The 21,504-nt window shown below is 36.7% G+C and carries 20 protein-coding genes; 11 read left to right on the plus strand and 9 right to left on the minus strand.

Annotated features, from left to right (window positions below; genetic code table 11):
- Both clpB and ACXITR_RS00085 read left to right on the plus strand, forming a co-directional pair.
- Positions 1-2,634, plus strand: coding sequence for an ATP-dependent chaperone ClpB (clpB, locus tag ACXITR_RS00080; protein ID WP_457995190.1), 2,634 nt, complete (start codon positions 1-3; stop codon positions 2,632-2,634).
- An 85-nt stretch (positions 2,635-2,719) separates the two neighbouring features.
- Positions 2,720-3,271, plus strand: coding sequence for a thylakoid membrane photosystem I accumulation factor (locus tag ACXITR_RS00085; protein ID WP_457995191.1), 552 nt, complete (start codon positions 2,720-2,722; stop codon positions 3,269-3,271).
- Between the two features lie 310 nt (positions 3,272-3,581).
- Here the strand turns inward: ACXITR_RS00085 and ACXITR_RS00090 are convergent, their stop codons facing one another.
- A complete protein-coding gene (locus ACXITR_RS00090; protein ID WP_457995192.1) occupies positions 3,582-4,421 on the minus strand; it encodes a prohibitin family protein in 840 nt (279 codons plus the stop codon).
- A 102-nt stretch (positions 4,422-4,523) separates the two neighbouring features.
- Positions 4,524-4,946: an ATP-binding protein gene (locus tag ACXITR_RS00095; RefSeq protein ID WP_457995193.1), complete on the minus strand. Its 423-nt coding sequence runs from the start codon at positions 4,944-4,946 to the stop codon at positions 4,524-4,526.
- Between the two features lie 297 nt (positions 4,947-5,243).
- On the opposite strand from ACXITR_RS00095, the gene ACXITR_RS00100 reads away from it, so the two are divergent.
- Both ACXITR_RS00100 and hisS read left to right on the plus strand, forming a co-directional pair.
- Positions 5,244-6,152, plus strand: a complete 909-nt coding sequence (locus ACXITR_RS00100) for an alpha/beta fold hydrolase (protein WP_457995194.1) — start codon at positions 5,244-5,246, stop codon at positions 6,150-6,152.
- A 44-nt stretch (positions 6,153-6,196) separates the two neighbouring features.
- Positions 6,197-7,444: a histidine--tRNA ligase gene (gene hisS / locus ACXITR_RS00105; RefSeq protein ID WP_457995195.1), complete on the plus strand. Its 1,248-nt coding sequence runs from the start codon at positions 6,197-6,199 to the stop codon at positions 7,442-7,444.
- A 232-nt stretch (positions 7,445-7,676) separates the two neighbouring features.
- Here the strand turns inward: hisS and ACXITR_RS00110 are convergent, their stop codons facing one another.
- Entirely contained in the window at positions 7,677-8,324 is a 648-nt protein-coding gene (locus ACXITR_RS00110) for a phosphoribosylanthranilate isomerase (protein WP_457995196.1), read from the minus strand.
- A 130-nt stretch (positions 8,325-8,454) separates the two neighbouring features.
- On the opposite strand from ACXITR_RS00110, the gene psaK reads away from it, so the two are divergent.
- Together psaK and ACXITR_RS00120 are read left to right on the plus strand one after the other, a co-directional pair.
- Complete coding sequence (gene psaK, locus ACXITR_RS00115; RefSeq protein ID WP_457995197.1) at positions 8,455-8,730, plus strand: photosystem I reaction center subunit PsaK; 276 nt, start codon at positions 8,455-8,457, stop codon at positions 8,728-8,730.
- 132 nt (positions 8,731-8,862) lie between these two features.
- Positions 8,863-9,261 (plus strand): FHA domain-containing protein, encoded by a 399-nt coding sequence (locus tag ACXITR_RS00120; protein ID WP_457995198.1) that lies wholly within the window; start codon positions 8,863-8,865, stop codon positions 9,259-9,261.
- 161 nt (positions 9,262-9,422) lie between these two features.
- Here the strand turns inward: ACXITR_RS00120 and ACXITR_RS00125 are convergent, their stop codons facing one another.
- The 5 genes from ACXITR_RS00125 to ACXITR_RS00145 form a co-directional block, all read right to left on the minus strand.
- Complete coding sequence (locus ACXITR_RS00125; protein WP_457995199.1) at positions 9,423-10,223, minus strand: TlyA family RNA methyltransferase; 801 nt, start codon at positions 10,221-10,223, stop codon at positions 9,423-9,425.
- An 87-nt stretch (positions 10,224-10,310) separates the two neighbouring features.
- On the minus strand, positions 10,311-10,823 hold the full coding sequence (locus ACXITR_RS00130; protein WP_457995200.1) for a hypothetical protein: 513 nt from the start codon (positions 10,821-10,823) through the stop codon (positions 10,311-10,313).
- 182 nt (positions 10,824-11,005) lie between these two features.
- Entirely contained in the window at positions 11,006-12,019 is a 1,014-nt protein-coding gene (locus tag ACXITR_RS00135) for a type I glyceraldehyde-3-phosphate dehydrogenase (RefSeq protein WP_457995201.1), read from the minus strand.
- 215 nt (positions 12,020-12,234) lie between these two features.
- The gene (gene psaJ, locus ACXITR_RS00140; protein WP_069790752.1) at positions 12,235-12,363 is read right to left on the minus strand and encodes a photosystem I reaction center subunit IX; all 129 of its coding nucleotides are present in this window, start codon (positions 12,361-12,363) and stop codon (positions 12,235-12,237) included.
- Between the two features lie 40 nt (positions 12,364-12,403).
- Entirely contained in the window at positions 12,404-12,910 is a 507-nt protein-coding gene (locus tag ACXITR_RS00145; protein WP_457995202.1) for a Photosystem I reaction center subunit III, read from the minus strand.
- Between the two features lie 150 nt (positions 12,911-13,060).
- Here ACXITR_RS00145 and tsaD point away from each other — a divergent pair, with 150 nt between their 5' ends.
- The 5 genes from tsaD to tnpB all read left to right on the plus strand — a co-directional run bounded on the left by tsaD (position 13,061) and on the right by tnpB (position 20,770).
- Positions 13,061-14,113: a tRNA (adenosine(37)-N6)-threonylcarbamoyltransferase complex transferase subunit TsaD gene (gene tsaD / locus ACXITR_RS00150; protein WP_457995203.1), complete on the plus strand. Its 1,053-nt coding sequence runs from the start codon at positions 13,061-13,063 to the stop codon at positions 14,111-14,113.
- Between the two features lie 78 nt (positions 14,114-14,191).
- The gene (locus tag ACXITR_RS00155; protein WP_457995204.1) at positions 14,192-14,776 is read left to right on the plus strand and encodes a hypothetical protein; all 585 of its coding nucleotides are present in this window, start codon (positions 14,192-14,194) and stop codon (positions 14,774-14,776) included.
- A 77-nt stretch (positions 14,777-14,853) separates the two neighbouring features.
- Positions 14,854-18,669: an AAA domain-containing protein gene (locus ACXITR_RS00160; protein ID WP_457995205.1), complete on the plus strand. Its 3,816-nt coding sequence runs from the start codon at positions 14,854-14,856 to the stop codon at positions 18,667-18,669.
- Entirely contained in the window at positions 18,669-19,370 is a 702-nt protein-coding gene (locus ACXITR_RS00165; protein WP_457995206.1) for a Rho termination factor, read from the plus strand. The genes ACXITR_RS00160 and ACXITR_RS00165 overlap by 1 nt, the downstream gene beginning before the upstream one ends.
- Positions 19,371-19,594: 224 nt before the next feature.
- Entirely contained in the window at positions 19,595-20,770 is a 1,176-nt protein-coding gene (gene tnpB / locus ACXITR_RS00170; protein WP_457995207.1) for an IS200/IS605 family element RNA-guided endonuclease TnpB, read from the plus strand.
- Positions 20,771-20,871: 101 nt separating this feature from the next.
- Here tnpB and ACXITR_RS00175 read toward each other — a convergent pair whose 3' ends face one another.
- Positions 20,872-21,258, minus strand: coding sequence for a hypothetical protein (locus ACXITR_RS00175; RefSeq protein ID WP_457995208.1), 387 nt, complete (start codon positions 21,256-21,258; stop codon positions 20,872-20,874).
- Positions 21,259-21,504 lie beyond the last annotated feature (246 nt).

Raw genomic sequence — 21,504 nt, forward strand, 5'->3', positions numbered from 1 at the left:
ATGCAGCCAACTGATCCGAATAAATTTACTGAGAGTGCTTGGGATGCCATAGTGCGATCGCAAGAAGTATGTCGTAATTTCAAAAATCAAAATTTAGAAGTAGAGCATCTAATTTTGGCACTGTTGGAAGAAAACACCATCGCAGGGCAAATATTCACCCAAGCCAAGATAGACTTACCTACCCTAGAAAAACAATTACGCACCTATGCCACTCGTCAGCCAAAAATGTTCAGTGTTAATCAACTGTATTTGGGTCGTGGTTTAGACTTACTTTTAGATAGGGCAGAGGCTTGTAAAGAAAGTTGGCAGGATGACATCATCGGTGTATCCCATATCTTGACTGCTTTTTCAGAGGATGAGCGCATCGGTAAACGTACCCTACGCACCTTTAACCTTGATGCTCAAGATTTTCAGTTACAAATCAAATCTTTTAAAACTAGCATCGAGCAGGCAGAGGACACAACCCAAACCCCAGAAAATCAGGAAGAAGAAGAAAAAGAAAGCGCCCCCCTCGAAAAGTATGGTCGGGATTTGACTGAACAGGCAAAGGCTGGAAAACTAGACCCTGTCATCGGTAGAGATGATGAGATTAGGCGCGTAATTCAAGTTTTATCCCGTCGTACCAAAAATAATCCTGTGCTTATCGGTGAGCCGTGGGTAGGCAAAACTGCGATCGCCGAGGGTTTAGCCCAAAGAATTGTTAATGGAGATGTGCCAGAGTCCCTCAAAGATAGACAATTAATCTCCCTCGACATGGGAAGCCTCATTGCAGGGGCAAAATATAGAGGACAATTTGAGGAAAGGTTGCGCTCGGTATTAAAAGAAGTAATCGAATCCGATGGACAAATAATTCTCTTTATTGATGAACTCCATACCGTAGTCGGGGCAGGTTCACGGGAAGGGGGTGCCATGGATGCAGGAAACCTCCTCAAACCCATGTTAGCTAGGGGAGAATTGCGTTGTATTGGGGCTACCACCCTTGATGAATACCGTAAGCATATCGAAAAAGATCCTGCCCTAGAGCGCCGTTTTCAGCAAGTATATATCAAACAACCCACCGTAGAAGATACCATCTCCATTTTAAGGGGTTTAAAAGAACGTTACGAAGTCCATCACGGGGTAAAAATTACCGATTCTGCCCTCATTGCAGCGGCTACTTTATCCCACAGATATATTACAGATCGTTTCTTGCCCGATAAAGCCATCGATTTAGTAGATGAGGCAGCGGCTAGGCTAAAAATGGAAATAACCTCTAAACCCTTAGAATTAGAAGCCTTAGATCGTCGTTTGTTACAACTCCAAATGGAGCAACTATCCCTTCAAGGGGAAGGCAAAGACGATAAATCTGCCCAAGAAAACCTCGAGCGCATCGAAGCCGAAATTAATGAATTACAAGAGAAACAAAAAGAGTTATCTTCCCAATGGTTAGAAGAAAAAGAATTATTAGATGAAATAAAGGCTCTCAAAACCGAAGAAGAGCAAGTGCGCCTAGAGTTGGATAAGGCGGAAAGGGCTTATGATCATGAAAAGGCGGCTCAAATTAAGTATGGTAAACTAGAAACCCTCCAACATGATATAGAGGCGAAGGAAGCAGAATTACTGAAAATTCAGTCCCAAGAAAACGCCATGTTACGGGAAAACGTCACCGATGCCGACATCGCAGAAATTGTGGCTGGTTGGACGGGTATTCCCATGAGTCGTCTGTTGGAAACTGAGCGCCAAAAATTACTCGAACTAGAATCCCATCTCCAAGAAAGAGTAGTGGGGCAAGGGGAAGCCGTGGCGATCGTTTCTGCGGCCATCCGCAGGGCAAGGGCGGGTATGAAAGATCCTAGCCGTCCCATCGGTTCATTCCTCTTTATGGGGCCCACAGGGGTGGGTAAGACTGAATTAGCAAGGGCTTTGGCAGCTTTTCTTTTTGATTCGGAAGATGCCATGGTGAGAATTGATATGTCGGAATATATGGAAAAACATTCCGTATCTCGTTTGTTAGGCGCCCCCCCGGGGTATGTGGGTTATGAGGAAGGAGGACAACTTTCCGAGGCCATTCGCCGTCGCCCTTACTCTGTGGTGTTACTTGATGAGGTGGAAAAAGCTCACCGAGATGTTTTTAATATTCTTTTGCAGGTATTAGACGATGGCAGAATTACTGACAGTCAAGGTAGATTAGTTGATTTTCGCAATACCATCATCGTGATGACTTCTAATATCGGTAGTGAGTATATTTTGAATTTAGGAGATAACGATACCAATTATGAGCAAATGCGCACTCAGGTTTTGACTTCCTTGCGTAAACATTTCCGCCCCGAATTTTTAAACCGTATCGATGATTTAATTATCTTCCACAGTCTCAAGAAAGAAGAATTACGCCATATTGTTACCTTACAATTAGCTCGTTTACAAAGTCTTTTGGGTGAGCAACAAATTAAAATTGAGTTAACCCCAGAGGCACAGGACTATATTGTAAATGTGGGTTATGACCCTAATTATGGCGCTCGTCCTCTCAAACGGGCAATCCAAAAAGAATTAGAAAATCCCCTCGCCACCAAAATCCTTGATCTCACTTTCACAGAAGGGGATACAGTATTGGTTAAGTATGAAGATGGGGAGTTGGTTTTTGCCAAAGCGGAATAACTTGTGTAGGGTGGGCAATGCCCACCATGATAAGATGATTCTTTGTTAAATAAAAAGTATATTGGTTAATTTTTTGATTATTCTGATGTTAAAAAGAGTTATTTTAGTTTTTCTGTCTTGCCTTTGTTTATGGGCTAGTTATCCCCAAAATAGTATGGCTGACATAGACACAGATCGCTATGATGGTAATATTTTTGTGGTATATGCTGGAAATGGTTCATTAGTACCTCCCCGTCTTACTTTAAAACAGTCTTTTGAGCGTAAGTTGCCCGCAATTATAGTTTATTATCTGGATGATAATAGTGATTCTAAGGAGTTCGCTTTTATTGTTTCCCGGTTCCAAGAATTTTATGGACGGGCTGCTAGTATTATTCCCGTAAATGTGGATACTATTCCTGTAAAAGATAGTTACAAGCCTGATGAGGTGGGATATTACTATGAAGGTATTATTCCCCAGACGGTGATTTTAGATGAGAATGAAAAAGAAATTTATAATGGTAAAGGCATCATTGAATTTGAAGAGGTGGACGATATTTTAAGGAATTTATTTAATCTTTTACCTCGTTCTGAATCTGTACAATTAAAAAGAAAAACTTTTAATCAGTTTAATAGTGAGTTAGTACCTGAAGATCGATAATATTAATGAACTACCCCGACTCTGAGGAGTGCGGGTTTTTTAAAACCTTACCTTCTTTGAGTTTGGAGCTTTGAAGCTTCATCTGCCCTAGTGTTCTCAAAGATCCCGTATGCTTACGGGTATTAGAGACAGAGCTAGTGACATCAGCATCTGTGAGGCGCATTCGGTCTTTTCTATTCACTTGCACATCGTTGTTTAGCCATTAGTGATAACTTTTATTTGATTTGGAAGATGAGTTAATTATCAAATATAGCTATTAAAAAAGGTGGACATAGCCCACCCTAATAATTATAGTTAAATTAGTAAAGAATTAGTTTGCAACATCATTGAGGTTAAACAAGAAAGGAACACTACCTTTAGAATCTCCTCCCATAACCAAAACTTTGGGCATCTGAGAACCACCGTTGCGCCATGCTTCGATCGCCTCTTTCTGTAGTACCAATTCGCCCCCTTGTGCCTTAAGGGTTTCAGCTAATAGCCTTTGAGCTTCTGCTCTACCCTTCGCTCTGTTAATATCAGCTTGAGCTTCCTGTTCCGCTTCTTTTGCCACATAAACAGCCCTTTGAGAGCGTTGTTCAGCGATTTGTTTTTCCTCTACCGCCCTAGCAAATTCGGGAGAAAAAGCAAGATCTACTACACTGGTATCTAGGACAATAATGCCATATTTATCGAGACGGAAAGTTAGAGCATTATCAAAATCCTCCTTCAACTCGCTTCGTTTAGTGATTGCCTCTTCTACGGTGCGTCTAGCGGCCGCAATTTTAAAAGATTCCTGGGTTTGAGGAGCAATAATTTTGGCTACAATATTTTGTAGAGTACCCTGTGTTCTTCTAATTTCAACGACTTTAATGGGATCAAGACGGAAGTTAATGGCAAAACTAGCCGTTAAATCTTGTAAATCTTTAGTAGAACTTTGGGCTGGTACTTCAAATTTTTGTACTGTCACATCATAAACATCAACGGCAGAAATAATAGGAGGTTTAAAATGAATACCTTCTAATAGTGGTTGATCTTGAGCTTTACCCAAAATACTCAACACACCTGTTTGCCCGGGGTTAATAATGACGAAAGAATTAAGTCCAATAAATACAATAAAAGCGGTTACGATAGCTGCTATTAATGAAGATATATTGGTTGATTGACGATTCAAAACTCGTTTACTCCTATGGTTTTTTCTTATCTATACTTTTCATTGTATCGCACCACCAAGTAAACAACGGACAATGTGCAATCACCCATCAAAAGCTAATCTCTACAATTCAAGATTCCTTTTAATACTTAAACAATTTCGACTATCGGGATAGTGTTCGTATTTTAGTTCATCGGCTACTTTTTCCAATATTTCAATGCCCCTGCCCCCTGTTTTTAATCTATCATCTTTTTTATTGGACTCTGGGGGTGAGATTAAGTTGAAAGGACTTCCTTGATCCCAAATTTTGATTTCTAAATTTGAAGGGCTAATAATAATCTCTATTTCGATGGTGGTTTCTGGGGGTAAATTTTTATGGGCATGACGAACTGCATTGGTAAAACCTTCGGCTAAAGCTAGTTGGCATTCTAGCCAAACTCTTTGATTGATAGATTCTGGTTTTACTTCTTCATATTTTCCTAACACTTCCCCCAAACAGAGCAAGTCACTAGGTACAACAAAAGATATTTGTTTAAGAGCGTTCAAAAGTCATTCAATCCTCTATTATTTGACCATTAATGCTTCATTATCCATTACACTACAAAAGGCTGAGTTTTTTTTACAATTACCCATCGGTGAGTCATGACTATTTGTTTTAACCATATGTAAATGATAGCCAAGGAAATAATTATTTTCTCTTTGGGAATGAAAATGAATAACTCAAAAGTTAATGATGATGATTAGCTGTTGTTTGATTAAAGGTTAGCCTTTAATGATTATGTTTAGTATTTTGATAATGCTATTGTAACTCAGATTTATTTTATTAAGATTATTTTTTAGATTATGTTTATTTTACCTGAAACTAAGTTTTATTCTTGGAAAAAATATCAATGTGCTTATACGGAATATGGTTCTGATAGTGAATCAACATCTTTACCTTTGGTGCTAATTCATCCGATTGGGGTGGGTTTGTCGGGTATCTTTTGGCACCGTTTTTTAAAAGCTATTACTAATTGTGATGGTAATTATAAGGTTTATAATCCTGATTTGCTCGGGTGTGGTGAGAGTGATTTACCCCGTATTGCTTATGATCCAAAAGATTGGGCTAGTCAGTTAAATGTTTTTTTGGAAACGGTGGTTAAAAAACCTTGTATTTTGGTGGTGCAAGGGGCTTCTTTTCCTATTTCTGTTTATATGGCAGCGGGGGATTTGAAGTGTGATTTGATTAAGGGTTTAATTTTGTCGGGGCCTCCTGCTTGGAATATTATGACCAATGGGGGCAATTCAAAAATTAGTGATATTGTCTGGAATTTATTTTTTGATTCTTTTGTGGGTTCTTTGTTTTATAAGTATGCTCAGAGGAGGAAGTTTATCGAGTCTTTTTCTATTAAGCAGTTATTTGCAGAGGCTGATGGGGTGGATGATGAGTGGTTGACGATGTTGGAAAAGGGAGCGATGGATCCTAAATATCGTTATGCGGTGTTTTCTTTTTTGGCTGGTTTTTGGCGTAAAAATTACACTAAATTGATGCAGAAGTTAGATCAGAAAATTTTACTTTTGATGGGAAAAACGGCTAGTAGTGTTAGTAAGGATGGCTTTAAGGAAAGTCCTGAACAAAGAATAGAATTGTATGGTAAAAATATTCCTAATTTGGAAGGGAAAATAATTAGTGGGCGTAATGTTTTGCCCTATGAGTCAACGGAGGAGTTTGTGAAGGAGGTGAGATACTTTGTTGACAATTTTTCGGTTTAATTATTAAAGTTTTTTTTGTGATTATTTTTTTAGGATAGGTTGTGATGGAACAAATTCAAGCGATTCGTGGTACTAGGGATATTTTGCCCGATGAGGTGGTTTATTGGCAGTTTTTGGAAAGGACTGTTTTTGATATTTTGTCTCGGGCTTGTTATCAGGAAATTAGGACTCCTATTTTTGAGCAAACCCCTTTATTTGAGCGGGGCATTGGGGAGGCTACTGATGTGGTAGGTAAGGAGATGTACACTTTTACCGATAGGGGCGATCGCACTTTAACGTTACGTCCAGAAGGTACGGCAGGGGCGGTGAGAGCCTATGTTCAAAATAAGTTGGCTAGTGGGGGCATCCAACGATTATGGTACACAGGACCTATGTTTAGGTACGAGCGCCCCCAGGCAGGAAGACAAAGACAGTTCCATCAAATTGGCTTGGAGTTGTTGGGGGTAAAAGCCCCTCGGGCGGATGTGGAAGTAATTGCGATCGCCACTGACATTTTAAAAGCCTTGGGGTTAAAAAACCTCAGTTTACAACTAAATTCCGTGGGTAGCGGCGAAGATAGACAAAAATATCGTGATGCTTTAGTAGCCTATCTCACCCCTTACAAAGAAGATTTAGATCAAGATTCCCAAGATCGCCTTGAACGTAATCCCCTCCGCATTTTAGACAGTAAAGATAAGAAAACCCAAGAGATTGCCGAGAATGCCCCCTCTATTTTGGACTATCTAGGCACAGAATCCAAAGCACATTTTGACCAAGTTTGTCAACTACTTAATGATCTAAATATTGTTTATCACCTCAACCCTCGTTTGGTGAGGGGGCTTGATTACTATACCGATACCGCCTTTGAAATTCAATCCGCCGATTTAGGTGCTCAGGCTACGGTGTGCGGTGGGGGAAGATATGATGGGTTAGTGTCTCAGTTAGGGGGTACAGATACCCCTGCTATCGGTTGGGCCATGGGCATGGAGCGCTTAATTCTCCTACTCAAGGAATTGCAACCCCTTTCTGCTTCTAGTCCTGATATTTATTTTGTTTCGAGGGGTGACAAGGCAGAAAACAAAGCCCTTATTATCGCCCAAGATTTGAGACAAAAGGGTTATAAAGTGGAGCTTGATTTAACGGGTAGTAATTTTGGGAAGCAGTTTAAAAGGGGCGATCGCACTGGTGCTAAAATATGCCTAGTATTGGGAGATAGTGAAGTAGAAAACAACACCATCCAACTAAAATATCTCGACACAGGAAAACAAGAAACCCTCTCCATCAGCGAGATAGAAACAAAACTAAACCCTTAAATTTTCCTAATTTTTTGAGGAAAAAAAGAAAAAGAATAAAAAAGACTTAAGCCTAGTAAAGATAAAACTATCTTCGGGCTTTTGTCACCAAGAAAAATTGGCGTTGGTGAATTAAGGTATTCCTTTTAGTTTAGTTCGGCAATGGGGAATGGGCAATGGTAATCATAGTTCTAGTATTATATATTTGCTGTAGTTTAATGATGAAAAATAAGCAACACCGAAAAATTAAACCCTAATTAGGCAAACTATTTTTTATAGATTCTAGGCTAGTAATTAGTTGTCTTATTTTGTCCAAATCTTTTTTGCCCGGGCTAATTTCCACCTTACTAGAAAGATCAATTCCATCACATTGTAGAGTATCAAAAGCAGTAATCACATTATCAGGACTAACTCCCCCCGCCACTAACCAAGGGCGAGAAGGACGATAATCCCTTAATTCTTGCCAATTAAAAGTTTTTCCTGTGCCCCCATGGATTCCTTTTTGATAAGTATCGATTAAAAGGGTGTCAACTACGGGAATATATTCCTCAGCTTCCTGTTGTGATTGAGGATTTTTGTATCTAATGGCTTTGATTATCTCGATGTCGGGTAAATTTGATCGTAATTGTTCACAAAAAGCGATGTCTTCCTCTCCGTGGAGTTGTACCCCTGTTAACTTGGCTTGGTGAACTATTTCAACAATTTCTGCCACAGAGGTATTGACAAATACACCAATGGTACTAACTTGAGGGGGAAGTTGTTCCACGATCGCCCTTATACTAGAAGGAGAGATATAACGGGGAGAATCCTTTACACAGATAAAACCAATGGTATCAACCCCCATAGATGCGATCGCCTTTGCTTCCTCAACATTAGTTAAACCACAGATTTTTATGCGCATGGTACAGGGAAATAATAAAAATAATAAAAGTTAATAAAAAAAGATTAATTAAAGTTAAGTAAATCAGCAAAAAACTATTAGAAAGAGTAAAATAACCAAAATAGTTAACATAATCAAATTTATCATAAAAATGAATTTAATCACCTTTTCCCATCTAATAGCCCAAGTACCTCAAACCGTTGAATGGAATTTTCAAGTAGCTTTAGTCATGATTTCAGCGAACCTCGTGGCTGTTTTTATCGGACGTTTTGCCATCCAAAAATCAGGAGTCGGCCCCGATTTACCCCTTGCAAAACCAGCAATTTGGAAAAATTTTGGACTACCCGAATTATTAGCGACCGCTAGTTTAGGACATATACTAGGAGCCGGGTTTATTCTCGGTTTATCCAACGCAGGATTACTATAGTTATCAACCACTAAGGTTAAGTGTTAGGAAAAATTCAGACAAAAGACCGTTTTTCAGCTAAAATAAACTTGTTAAAATAGTTGTCATTGATTTATAACTATACAAACTATACAAAATATCTATCCAGATGGAATGTTGGTGATTACCTTAACTCTTTTGCACCCCCTCAAATCTACCCCTGTCCAAAAATGGAATTTTGAACCCCACAAGGTGATCAGAATTGGCAGGGCTAATGATAACGATGTAGTATTGTATAGTGCTGTAGTTTCCCGTCATCATTTAGAAATTCGGCCCCATAAAGAAGACTGGGCATTAATTAGCTTAGGTTCTAATGGTACATTTGTAAACGGGCGAAAAATCAATAAAGTTTTAGTTAGGGATGGAATGATTATCCGTTTAGCTAGTTCGGGCCCTAAAATATTAATTAAATTGGGTTCCGATGATGAGCCTTCAAGGAGTAGTCAGGGTAAAAATGTCTCTGCTAAACCCATCAGTAGCAAAGATATTTCTAAGGAAACCGTTATTAATTAGCACTTCTTCCGATGGGGGTGTAAAAAAAATAGGTGTTGGTGGATTAAGACATAATTTTTAGTTTAGTTCGGCAATAGGTAATAGTAATAACAGTTCTAATATTGTATATTGGCTGTAGTTAAATGATGTGGCATAGCCAAAATAAGCAATACCCGAATTTACTAATTCATTGCTTGTTTAGTGATTTCTCCTAAATCTTTCTCAGAAGGCATCAAATCCTCCCCAGAGTCTGCCAACCATAATAAATATTCTACGTTTCCTGCGGGCCCTTGAATAGGAGAAGGTATTAACCCCCTATATTTCCATCCTATACTTTGAGCACAATTAAGGATAGAGGCGATCGCCTCTGCTTGTAAACGAAAATCTCTCACTACCCCCTTTTTTCCAACCTTACCCTTACCCACCTCAAATTGGGGCTTCACCAATAAAACCACCTCCTTCGGATTTACCAATAACTGCCAAAGGGTAGGTAAAACCTTCGTCAAAGAAATAAACGATAAATCCATTACCCCAAAATTAGGTGGCTCACTATCCTGATATAAATCATCATAGGTTAGATAACGAAAATTTGTCCTCTCCCTCAACACCAACCGCTCATCCTGCCTTATCTTCCAAGCCACCTGCCCATAACCTACATCAATACCATAAACCTTTTTTGCCCCCCGTTGAAATAGGCAATCGGTGAATCCCCCCGTAGAGATGCCCCCATCAAGACAAACTCTATTTTCCACATCAATGGCAAAATACTCTAATGCCTTAACCAACTTTTCCCCCCCCCGAGACACAAAAGGAGGCTCAGATTTTACCTCAATGGGGCTATCAACACTTATCAAAGTTCCCGGTTTATCAACTATTTGCCCCTTAACCCGAACCTTTCCAGCCCGAATTAACTTTTGTGCCAAAGCACGGGAAGAGCATAAATTTTGACTGGTTAATAACGTATCTAATCTTTCTTTAGACAATGGCTTTCCTTATTACTACAAGGTATCAGAGTTATTTTAAACCATGGGGCAACCAGATTAAATTCATTAGTTGAAAAACTCCCAATATTAATCCCAAAGAGAATCAAAATCAAAATCACTCTGGGGTGCTACAACATCTGTATCGTATTGAATAAAAGTATCCTTACTCTGATGAATCGTTTTCCTTTCCAATCCATCATAAACAAAATGTCTTAAGAAAAAATCTAAAGTCTCCTGTCTCACATAACCCTTTAAAACAGCAATGTAACCAAATTTTATCTCAGAATTATTTTGTTCCTTTAAAATTTCCTCTACCTGCCTCTCGTCCAATAAACCTGCTGCCTTAAAATAATTACCAATAGGAATTTTGTGGGAGCTATTAATCAAATTAGGTAAATCTTTGACAAAAAAATCAATAGTATGCTGTTTTAACCAGCCCCTGAGAGCCAAAATTTCTCCAAATTTATTATCAATATAGGATACTTGATCTATAAGGGCAACCTCGATTTGATATTTAGAAATTAATCCCGCTTCTTCCAATTTTTCGCCGATAGGTTTAGACAACCATTGTTTTTTTCGCTTCTCTAAAGTCTGCACCATGGCTATATTACCTTACTAGAGATTTTTACACACATCATCATTTTAACTAAAATATTTCTCATTTAGTCTTGGGACTCTTAACAAAAAATAAAGAATTAAGTAAAGAAAAGGAAGAACATACCGAAATACATTCTTCCCTATGAAATATTTAGTCCATAACTAAAAAGATAAAAACCTATATCTTATTTCCATTTCTTAGCTACTAACTCAGCTAAGTCCACAACCCTTTGAGAATAACCCCATTCGTTGTCATACCAAGCAACAACCTTAACCATATCTCCAGCCATTACCATGGTTAAACTAGCATCTACGATAGAAGAGAAGTCGCTACCACGGTAATCACAGGATACTAAAGGTAATTCGTTATAACCTAAAATTCCTTTCAAAGAGCCTTCAGAAGCCTCTTTTAGTACATCATTAACTTGCTCGGCGATGGTACTTTTTTCTACTTGTACTACCAAATCAACCACAGAAACATTAGGAGTGGGTACTCTTAGGGCAATACCGTTTAACTTACCTTTAAGTTCAGGTAATACAAGGGCTACCGCTTTAGCTGCCCCAGTGCTGGTAGGTACTATGTTGATAGCTGCCGCACGCGCCCGTCTTAAGTCTCTGTGACTAGCATCGAGTAAACGTTGATCCCCAGTGTAACTGTGGGTGGTGGTCATGGTACCTTTGATGATACCAAAGTTTTCGTGTAATACTTTAGCTACAGGAGCTAAACAGTTGGTGGTACAACTGGCGTTACTAACAATATTAAATTTATCATGGTCATAATCTTCATGGTTAACACCCACAACATAGGTACCAATATTGCCACCTTTTCCGGGGGCGGTGATTAATACTTTTTTTGCTCCTGCTTGAATGTGTTTGGAAGCACCTTCATCGGTAACGAATACCCCAGTGGATTCGATAACCATATCAACTCCCCAGTCAGCCCAAGGTAAATTTAAAGGGTTGCGGTCTGAAACACATTTAATAGTTTTACCATTAACAATTAGGGAGTTGTCATCTGCTTGGATGTCTGCGTCTAATTTTCCCAGCATGGAGTCATATCTGAGAAGATGTGCGTTAGTATGGGGATCGGAAGTGTCGTTGATACCTACTAATTCTAGGCCACTGTTTTCTCTGGTTAATAGACAACGTAAGAAGTTGCGTCCAATTCTTCCAAAACCATTAATAGCTACTCTAACCACTGTTTTTATTTCCTCTGGTATTTTAATTAAGTACAATAAATTTTTGTAATGACCCTAATCATATCGTAAAGACTGTATTGTTCAAACCCTATTTTGGGATTTTTTTTGTTAAGGAAAATGTAGTCGAATGTAATACACGAAGATTAAGAAAAAGGGCATAGCCTAGAAAAAAATCTAGCTACACCCTTGGATGTTAATCTTTTTTTTTATAAAAACTATCCCATGGGATGGAATAAAAGATCAGGAAAAAAGCGGTTAAATTCAATTAATAGACCAGCTGTAAATACTAATAAAGCAGTAATTAAAACAGGTGCTGTAGATAAAAAAGTAGGTAAACCTTTCATCAAAAAATCTCCCAAAAAAATAATTAAAAATCAATGAATATTAGCGAGGTGAAACGGTAATTTCAGAATCTTTGGCGGTTAATGCTCCAGATTTGAGTTCACCTAATGCTTGAAGAGGCCAGCTAAAGCCAAGTAGCATTTTGTTGATGGCTAAAGGTACATCGATAATGATTTCTTTCATCTCAGCGTCTTTATCCCCTCTGATGGCGATAAGATAGGCACGACCTACCCAACCAATCCAACCTGCGGTATAAAGGAATAGTAAGCCGGGGATGATGAAATCACCAGCGTGATCTAATCTGCCATCTACCACTAAACGAGGATAGCCTTCAGGCCCACAAAGAGCTTCGGCATATTTTTCTGCTCTTTTTTGACCAGATTGGGGATCGTTGGTGGTATTACGGAAGTTTTTAGCTTTTGCTTGATAAGCGGCAGATTCACTACAGGGAGTGAGATGAGATAAATCTGCGTGAGCGGGGGCGCTAAAGTTACCCCATAGTGTTAGTGAAAGTGTAAATGCTAATACGAGACTGAATATTTTACCCATAAAATTGTTTCCTTTTGTTACGAAACAACAAATTATTGTTACAAAAAATGAAGCTAAAAAATTTACTTCAAACGTGATCTTACAGCGATTCGGGAAATGCAGTAAAGTAATAACAGGAAAGTTTATTATTCTTAACAAATTGACAAAGTAATGGCGACGATTCTGGCGATTGAAAGCAGTTGTGATGATACGAGTGTGGCGGTGGTGTGCGATCGCACTGTACTAAGTAATGTGGTGGCATCCCAGATAAAGTTACACGAAAGTTATGGGGGAGTAGTACCTGAGTTGGCTTCTCGGCAACATTTGGAAATGGTTAACCCCTGTATTGCTAAAGCGTTGGAAGAATCGGGTTTGGGATGGGATGGAATAGATGCGATCGCCTCTACGGTGACACCTGGGTTAGTGGGTTCTTTGATGGTGGGGGTAATGGCAGGAAAAACCCTCGCTATGGTACATAATAAGCCCTTTTTGGGGGTTCATCACCTGGAAGGTCATGTTTTTGCCTCTTACCTTGCCCAACCCCATTTAAAACCGCCTTTTCTGTGCCTATTAGTTTCGGGGGGACATACTAGCCTTATCCATGTGAAAGGTTGCGGTAACTATGAAAATATCGGCTCAACCCGTGACGATGCGGCGGGGGAAGCCTTTGATAAGGTGGCAAGGTTGTTAAATTTGGGCTATCCGGGGGGTCCGATTATCGATAAATTAGCCAAGGAAGGAAATCCCCAAGCCTTTAAGTTACCAGAAGGGCGAGTTTCATTACCTAATAATCAAGGTTTTCATCCCTACGATTCGAGTTTTAGTGGGCTAAAAACGGCAGTATTGCGTTTAGTAACCAAGTTAAAGGAGGAAATGGGAGAGGATAATTTACCCATCCCTGATTTATGTGCTAGTTTTCAAGTTACCGTGGCGAAAGCATTGACAAAAAGGGCGCTAAGGGCTTGTTTAGATTTGGGATTGGATACCATTGCCGTGGGGGGTGGTGTAGCGGCTAATAGTGGTTTACGGGCTAGTTTACAATCTGCTTGTGAGGATAATGGTTTAACGGTATATTTTCCCCCTCTCAAATATTGCACCGATAATGCAGCCATGATTGGTTGTGCGGCGGCGGAACATTTTGACAATCAAGGGCGATCGCCCCTTACCATTGAAGTATCATCAAGGATGAGCATTGAGCGAGTAGGGGAATTATATTTGTCTTAATGGACGAATCTATCATAAGAATGAACTTTAGAATCTGCCAATAGTCAACAATAAATTTATGGATATGTGGAGTAAATCATGAGCTACCCTGAAGGATGGGATACATTTTGTCAATGGAGGCAAAAAAATCCAGAAGTATCTCTGCCAGAAAACCTTAATCTTTCTGAAATTAACCGTTTTGCCGCCCGTTTTCGCCTTGCCCAATCCTATGAAGGGATAAACCTCAAAGACTATCCCGAACTCTCTGTAGAGGCTTATGGTAGTCTTTTTGGGGTGTTTTTAGCTTACTCTGCCCTCGAACAACTTTATAAAGCAGTAGGAAAGCCAAACAAATTTATCGCTGATGAATGGGGTATTAACGAGCCAAAAATTGCTAATAAACTGAGAAAATCTAAGCGATTACTAATTTTTCTCCATGATAAACTTTATGGTAGCCGATTAAAAGACAAAGTCATTGAATTTCAGGAAAAAGAAAATGACAATATTTTAGTCATTGCACAAGCTATGAGGCATTTAGTTGCCCATGGAATTATGACGATTCATGCAGGAAGGATTACACCTCAAACTACTATTAATTTTTGTAATTCTGTTAAACAATGTGTCAATGAGAAAAGTCAAATTTGTTTTACTGAGTATGTGTTAAATAATATTATTGATGAATAATTTATAAACATTATATTATCTAAAATTTTAGAGTCGTAAATCAAGAAAATCAATCTAAAGGAGTAAATAAACAAAGCGTGTCAACTTTTCCTCAACTTTTTCCGCCAACATCAGAGCAATTAATCGAAATCAACCCTTTAGATGAACATGAAGCACCTGTTAAACAAAATCCAGAAGAAGATTATTTTTATTGGTATTATTTAAACAAATTTTTTCCTGATTATATTAAACGTAACTATCGTTTTCAAGAATATTATCCTGATTTTATTTATGTTGATCAAGAAGCAGGTATATATATCGATATAGAGTGTGATGAACCTTATGTATATAGTAATAATGAACCTACTCACTATCAAGAATTAGAAAGTGAAAAACAAAGAAATTTAGCTTTTACTAATGGTGGCTGGTTCGTCATTCGTTTTGCGGAAGAACAATTAGTTTGTTATCCTGAAAGGTGCTGTAAATATATAGCTGATGTCATTGCTAATTTAACGGAAAATTATTTTTTACTACAGCAATTTAATCACGTTTCTGAGTTGCCTAATATTAATCATTGGACGAAATTAGAGGCTGAATCTTTAGCAAAAGAAAGGTATCGAAATTCTTATCTAAATACTGCTTACAATCATAATTTACCTGACTCAAGAAAAGATTTTATTTATAGTCTTAAAAGTTTCATTAATGTTGAACATGATACTCAAGTTAGAGATGTAAAAGAAACATGGGCTTCACCTATTGAGGAAAGATTAGAACAGGGAAGGGCGATCGCACCTGTAGAACTTATTAACCAATCAAGAACACAAATAACAGCAAAATTTTCTGAGAACTTATCAAAATTTGCCCCCGGAGACGATCTTTTATTAAATACTGGTAATCCTTTCCATAAAGAGGATAAATATAAATGTACCTTAGAAGAAGAAAAAGATAATTTATTAGTTTTAAAACTCCAGCAAAAGATTGATCTAACCCCAGAAGACTTTAACAGAAAATGGGTTTTAGATTTACAATTATTCGACTTACGACATTTACTATTAGATACTTTAAATAAAATTGAATTAGATGACAGTTTACAGAATAAAATTATTGGTATTATTGAAGGAAATATCACCCCAAAATTAGATGTCAATTCAGCAACCTTGGAGCAACTAAAAAATAAAGGTTTTGATACAAATTATATTGAAAAACTAAACTTAACCCTAAAACAAAAAGAAGGATTAATAAATGCCTTAGCTATTAATAATTATTATCTCATTCAAGGGCCGCCCGGCACAGGAAAAACATGGTTATTAGCCCATATCGCTTATCTTTTAGCCCAACAGGGGCAAACTGTTTTAATTACAGCTTTTACCCATACCGCCATTAATAACGCTCTTAAAAAAATAGCTCAAGTTACTGGTTATCAGAAAGTCATCAAAATAGGAAAAGCAGATAAAAATATCGGTCTAACATGGGAAAATCACTCAATTGCTAACTATGAATATCTCAAACATAGTCCTTACAAAAATGATACTAAAGGTTTAATTATCGGGGCAACTTGTTTCTCCGTGGGCGGAAATCGCCTTAAAGGAATAAAATTTGATACCATCATCTTTGATGAAGCTGGGCAAATAACTTTACCCGTAGCAATTAAAGGTATGACAGAAGGTTACAAATATATTTTTATCGGAGATCATCAACAAATGTCTCCCGTAGTCGCAGGAGTACATCGACAATCATGGGTTACTTATTCCATTTTTGAAACTTTATTTAACCATGCTCCCGGTACCATGTTAGATATTACCCATCGTCTTAATGAAGAAATTAATCAATTTCCTAGTCAATATTTTTATCAAGGATTACTGCAACCTTCCCCAGAAGCGATGTCCAGAAAGTTGGAGTTGCCGATTCAACCTCAAGTTTACGGTGATGTACTCAATCCTGAAATATCATCGATTTTTGTCGAAGTCAATCATCAAGGGCAAGGTTTAAATTCTCCTCAAGAAGCCGAGATAATCGTCGAAATAGTCGCAGAAACAGTCCAATGTGGAGTTAATTTAGGTGAAATTGCGATCGTTGTGCCATATCGCTCTCAGGCTCGTTTAATTCGTCAAAAATTACAAAAAATAGCCTTAGAATTTAATCTACCTAATTTAACTTCAATTTTAGTCAATACGGTGGAATCCATGCAAGGTCAGGAAAGGAATATTATTATATTATCATTAACCACTAGCGATCCTTTTCATGCAGCACAAAAAGCGGATTTTTATTTTCAACCTAATCGTTTAAATGTGGCCATTACTCGTGGGAGAGTAAAGCGAATTGTCGTAGGTAGCCCAAATGTATTTAAAGCCAAACCTGAACAACCTGAGCACCAAAAATGGGTAGATTGTTTTCGAGCTTTTTATGAAAGTAATAATACCATCACTATCTCTGAAGCAAGAGGGCTTAAAACCATTGATAAAAACAATTCTAGCGACACAGAAAAATCGGAAATATTAGACACACAAAATTCAGCTATAACTAAAAAAGAAAATAAATCAACTGTTAATATGTCTAACAATCAAGAAATAGATTTAACCCATAAGAGTATAGAGATTAAAGATTTAGCTCAATATCTTGAAAAATTATCTACCTCAGTTAGTAAAGCTGATTTAGTGACTAACTTTGCTCCTTTACTATTAAGAGTATTAGGTTTTGGAGAAAAACAAATTAAACATAAAGTCTCCACAGGTAATGGTAAAGAAATAGTAGATTTTCAAATCAATGAACAGCAAACAAACTTACCATTTTTGCTACTAGCTATTGAGAATATTAATTTAGAGTTTGATAATGATAATCCTCAATATCAAGCTAGAGTTACAAACTTAAAAAAAGATTTACTAGCCCCTAAATTTAAAAAAGTACAATGGGGATTAATTAGCAATGGTAAGCAAATTCAACTCTTTAGGAAGCATGGTAAAGTAATTTATCCCGCCTCAATAATAGAAGAATTAAATCCTAATAATTTAGAAGAGTTTGAAGAAAAAATAATAAGACTTAAAACTCAAATTCAAAATCCCCCCACAGCTTTAACTGTAGCAATTTACAACAACAAAGGAGGAGTAGGAAAAACTACCACCACAATTAATTTAGCGGGAATGTTAAGTGCATGTAGAAAAAAAGTTTTGATTATTGACTTAGACTATGACCAGCAAGACTTGACTTCAACATTAGGATTAAAACCTAATTCTGTTACATTATATGAATGTTTGACAAGTCGAGATAAGAATATAAATGAAGCGATAATTACCTATAAAAAAGATTTAAAAAAACTTGGTACTTATGGATTTGATGTTATTCCTGCCGATAAAAAATTAGTACAAGATACAGAAACATTAAACAGACAATTGTTCAAAATTACTCGTTTAAAACAATTACTAAAACCATTAACTCTAATTTATGATTATATTTTAATTGATACACCACCAAACTGGAGAGATCAATCACAACTTTCAATTTATGCCTCCAATGTGGTTTTAATTCCTAACCAATATACGAGAAAATCTATAAAAAATGCCATTACTACTATTACTGAATATTTGCCCGAAGTCGCAGAATATAGAAAAAAAGTAGAAAAAGATCATGGTGCGATCGCACTGCCAATTATGTTTAATGGTGGAAATGCCACAAATAACCAAATCAAAATGATCTATGATTTAATAGAAATAAATATCAATCATTATAAGCAAAAAGATATTGATTTAACTCCTTACTTTTTCCCTCATCACAACTCTTTAAATAAAAATCGTCAAGTATTTCATTTACCCCACAGTGCTTTTATCGAGAAAGCTGAAAATTATCATGTCCCAGCCGTTTATCGTTATCAAAAAGCAGTTGATAATTACAAAACATTAATTAAGGAGTATTTTATTTAATGGCAAAATTAGATGATATTGGGAACTTAATGTATCTCTATTTAGATGACATAAAAGTTAAACATTTAACTGAAAAGTCTTTTTTTCTAATTTCAGCAACAGCGAAACTATTACATCAAAATCAAACCAGAAATTGGCTTCCTTTAATAGTTAAAGAAACTGGAGAAGATCAATATGAATTAATTGCTAATTCTTTTGCTTATCAAGTAGCCAAAGAAGCAAATTTAGAAAGAGTTTGGTGTATTATCGCTGATGGGAGTCAGGAAACATCGGAAATTAGTCAAATTTTAATGGGGGAAAAAATACCAAAAATTAATCTTTCTACGGCCAGTAAAGAAGAAATTAGTCAAGCCATTGAATACTTATTTTCATTACCAAATATTGAGTTAAAAAGTATTCGTAGATATAAACAAAAATTAATTGATAATATTAGTAGTTCACCTATAAGAAAATATTGGAAAAACTTGAAGCCTATTGGCAATTTAAGATGTGGTATTGGTAATAGAGGTAAAAAGTTAAATGAATTGGCACAGGTTTTTTATCTTACTCCTGAGTCTATTCCTATGGATACTACGGATAAAAATATCCTTAATAATTTAACTCTAACGGAATTACGAGATATTGCTAAAGCTAGAAAGTTAAAAAAATATAGTAATTTAAAGATTAGCCAATTAGTTGACTTATTAAGTTGTACATCATAAAGCTCACGTACCATGAAAAAAGAGAGAGTGGCAATAGTTGAAGATAGAAAGTTTGATTGACTATAAAAAATAATCTACATGTTGATTCCTGCCAATAATCATTGTTTTTTATCAAAATCTTTGGGTTTAAAACCCCGCACTTCAGGGCGGCTTTATATTTCCAAAGTTTTTACCATTGCATCAGAAGTATGTTAAGATAAAGAAATAAGCACAATATTAGTCAAATGTTAAAAGCGTACAAATATAGAATCTATCCCACAACTGAGCAAAAAGTCTTACTAGCTAAGTCTTTCGGTTGCTGTCGGTGGTTTTACAACTATGCTCTTAATTTAACTAATGAAACTTACAAGGCTACGGGAAAAGGTTTAAGTCGTAATGAAATAATTAATAAACTACCTGAATTAAAGAAAGAATTTGAGTGGTTAACACAAGTTCCATCTCAGGCTTTACAACAGGTGGCATTGGACTTGAGTAGTGCTTTTCTTCATTTCTTTGAGAAACGGGCTAAATTCCCTAAATTCAAGAAGAAAGGAAATAAGCAATCTGTGAGATTCCCTCAAGGTATTAAACTTGACGGTGATTACTTAACCTTACCTAAGCTGAAAAAGGTTTACTGTAAAGTATCTCGTTTACCATTCGGTAAATTGAAGTCCGTAACGGTATCCATGACACCATCAGGGAAATATTTTGCTTCTTGTCTGTATGATGATGGTATTGATTTACCTCAACAATCATCAGAAGGTAAAGCAATGGGCATTGATTTAGGAGTCAAGGATTTTGCGATTACCAGTGATGGTAGCAAGTATGGCAATCCTAAACATTACCGTAAGTATGAACAAAAATTAGCTAAGAAACAAAAACGTTTAGCTAAGAAGCAAAAAGGCTCAAACAACCGTAATAAAGCAAGAAAAGCTGTTGCTAAGGTACATGAAAAGATAACTAGATGTAGAGAAGATTTCTTACACAAACTAAGTCGTAAATTAGTGGACGAAAACCAAGTCATTTGTGTCGAGAATCTAGCAGTGAAAAACATGGTAAGAAATCACAAGTTAGCTAAGTCAATTAGTGATTGTGGTTGGGGGCAATTCTGCACAATGTTAAAATATAAAGCAGAATGGCTGGGAAAAACTTACATTGAAGTAAATAGATTTTTCCCTAGTTCTAAAACCTGTAATCACTGCTTACATCAAGTAGATAGTTTAAATTTAGATATGAGGCTGTGGCAATGTCCTAAATGTGGAACGATACATGACAGGGATATAAATGCAGCGAAAAATATCAGAGATGAAGGTTTACGACTTTTGGCGGTAGGGCATATCGCTACAGCTTCTGGAGAAAGAGTAAGACCAACTAAAGGCACTGCTTTTACTCGGCATCTTTCTGTGAAGGAAGAATCCTAGCCGTTCACGGCGAGGAGTTGTCAAAATTACTTAACTCTACCTTGGCAGAATAAAAAAAATAGAAATTAGATAGAATTATGACAAGACTCATCAACCATCCATCAGTTTCTGATATTAATTTCAGAGCGAAATAAAAGAAAACTAATAAGATAGCGAGAGAAAGTCCACAAATGATAAACTTCTAATTGTTCGGTCAGATAATTTAATTCTTCTTCTATGATCGTTAATTGATTTTTTTGTTGCTCTATATATGTACTATTTTCTAATTTTTTTTCCTCTTCTTTTATTTTCGCTATTTTTTCTAAAATAGACTCTTGATCTAGTTTATATTTACAACTAATATTGGCTTGATTTGTCCTAATTTTTTCTATTAATTTTACCTTTTCTTCATTTAATCTATTGTATAAATCTAAATATTTTGTATCTATTTTTTCCTCAAGATATGTTGGCAAAATTTTGGGCATATTATTTTTGGCTTTTTTTTCCACTTGCTGTCGCCAACTTACTAAATTAGAAGCCCTTACTTCTCCTATTCCTTTAACGTTTTTAACACGATAATAAGTAATATCCGAAACCCGAATAATACCTTCACGGTTTAACCTTTGTAAAAATTTTTGACCTATACCCTCTACTGAATCACGATTTATAGGTTGATTAAGTTCATAATTAATAAAATTATTTTGTATATTTTTTAACTCCTGGCTAGTTTCTTTACTTTTCTTATTTTTTAAATG

This window comes from Cyanobacterium sp. (genome assembly GCF_054166785.1).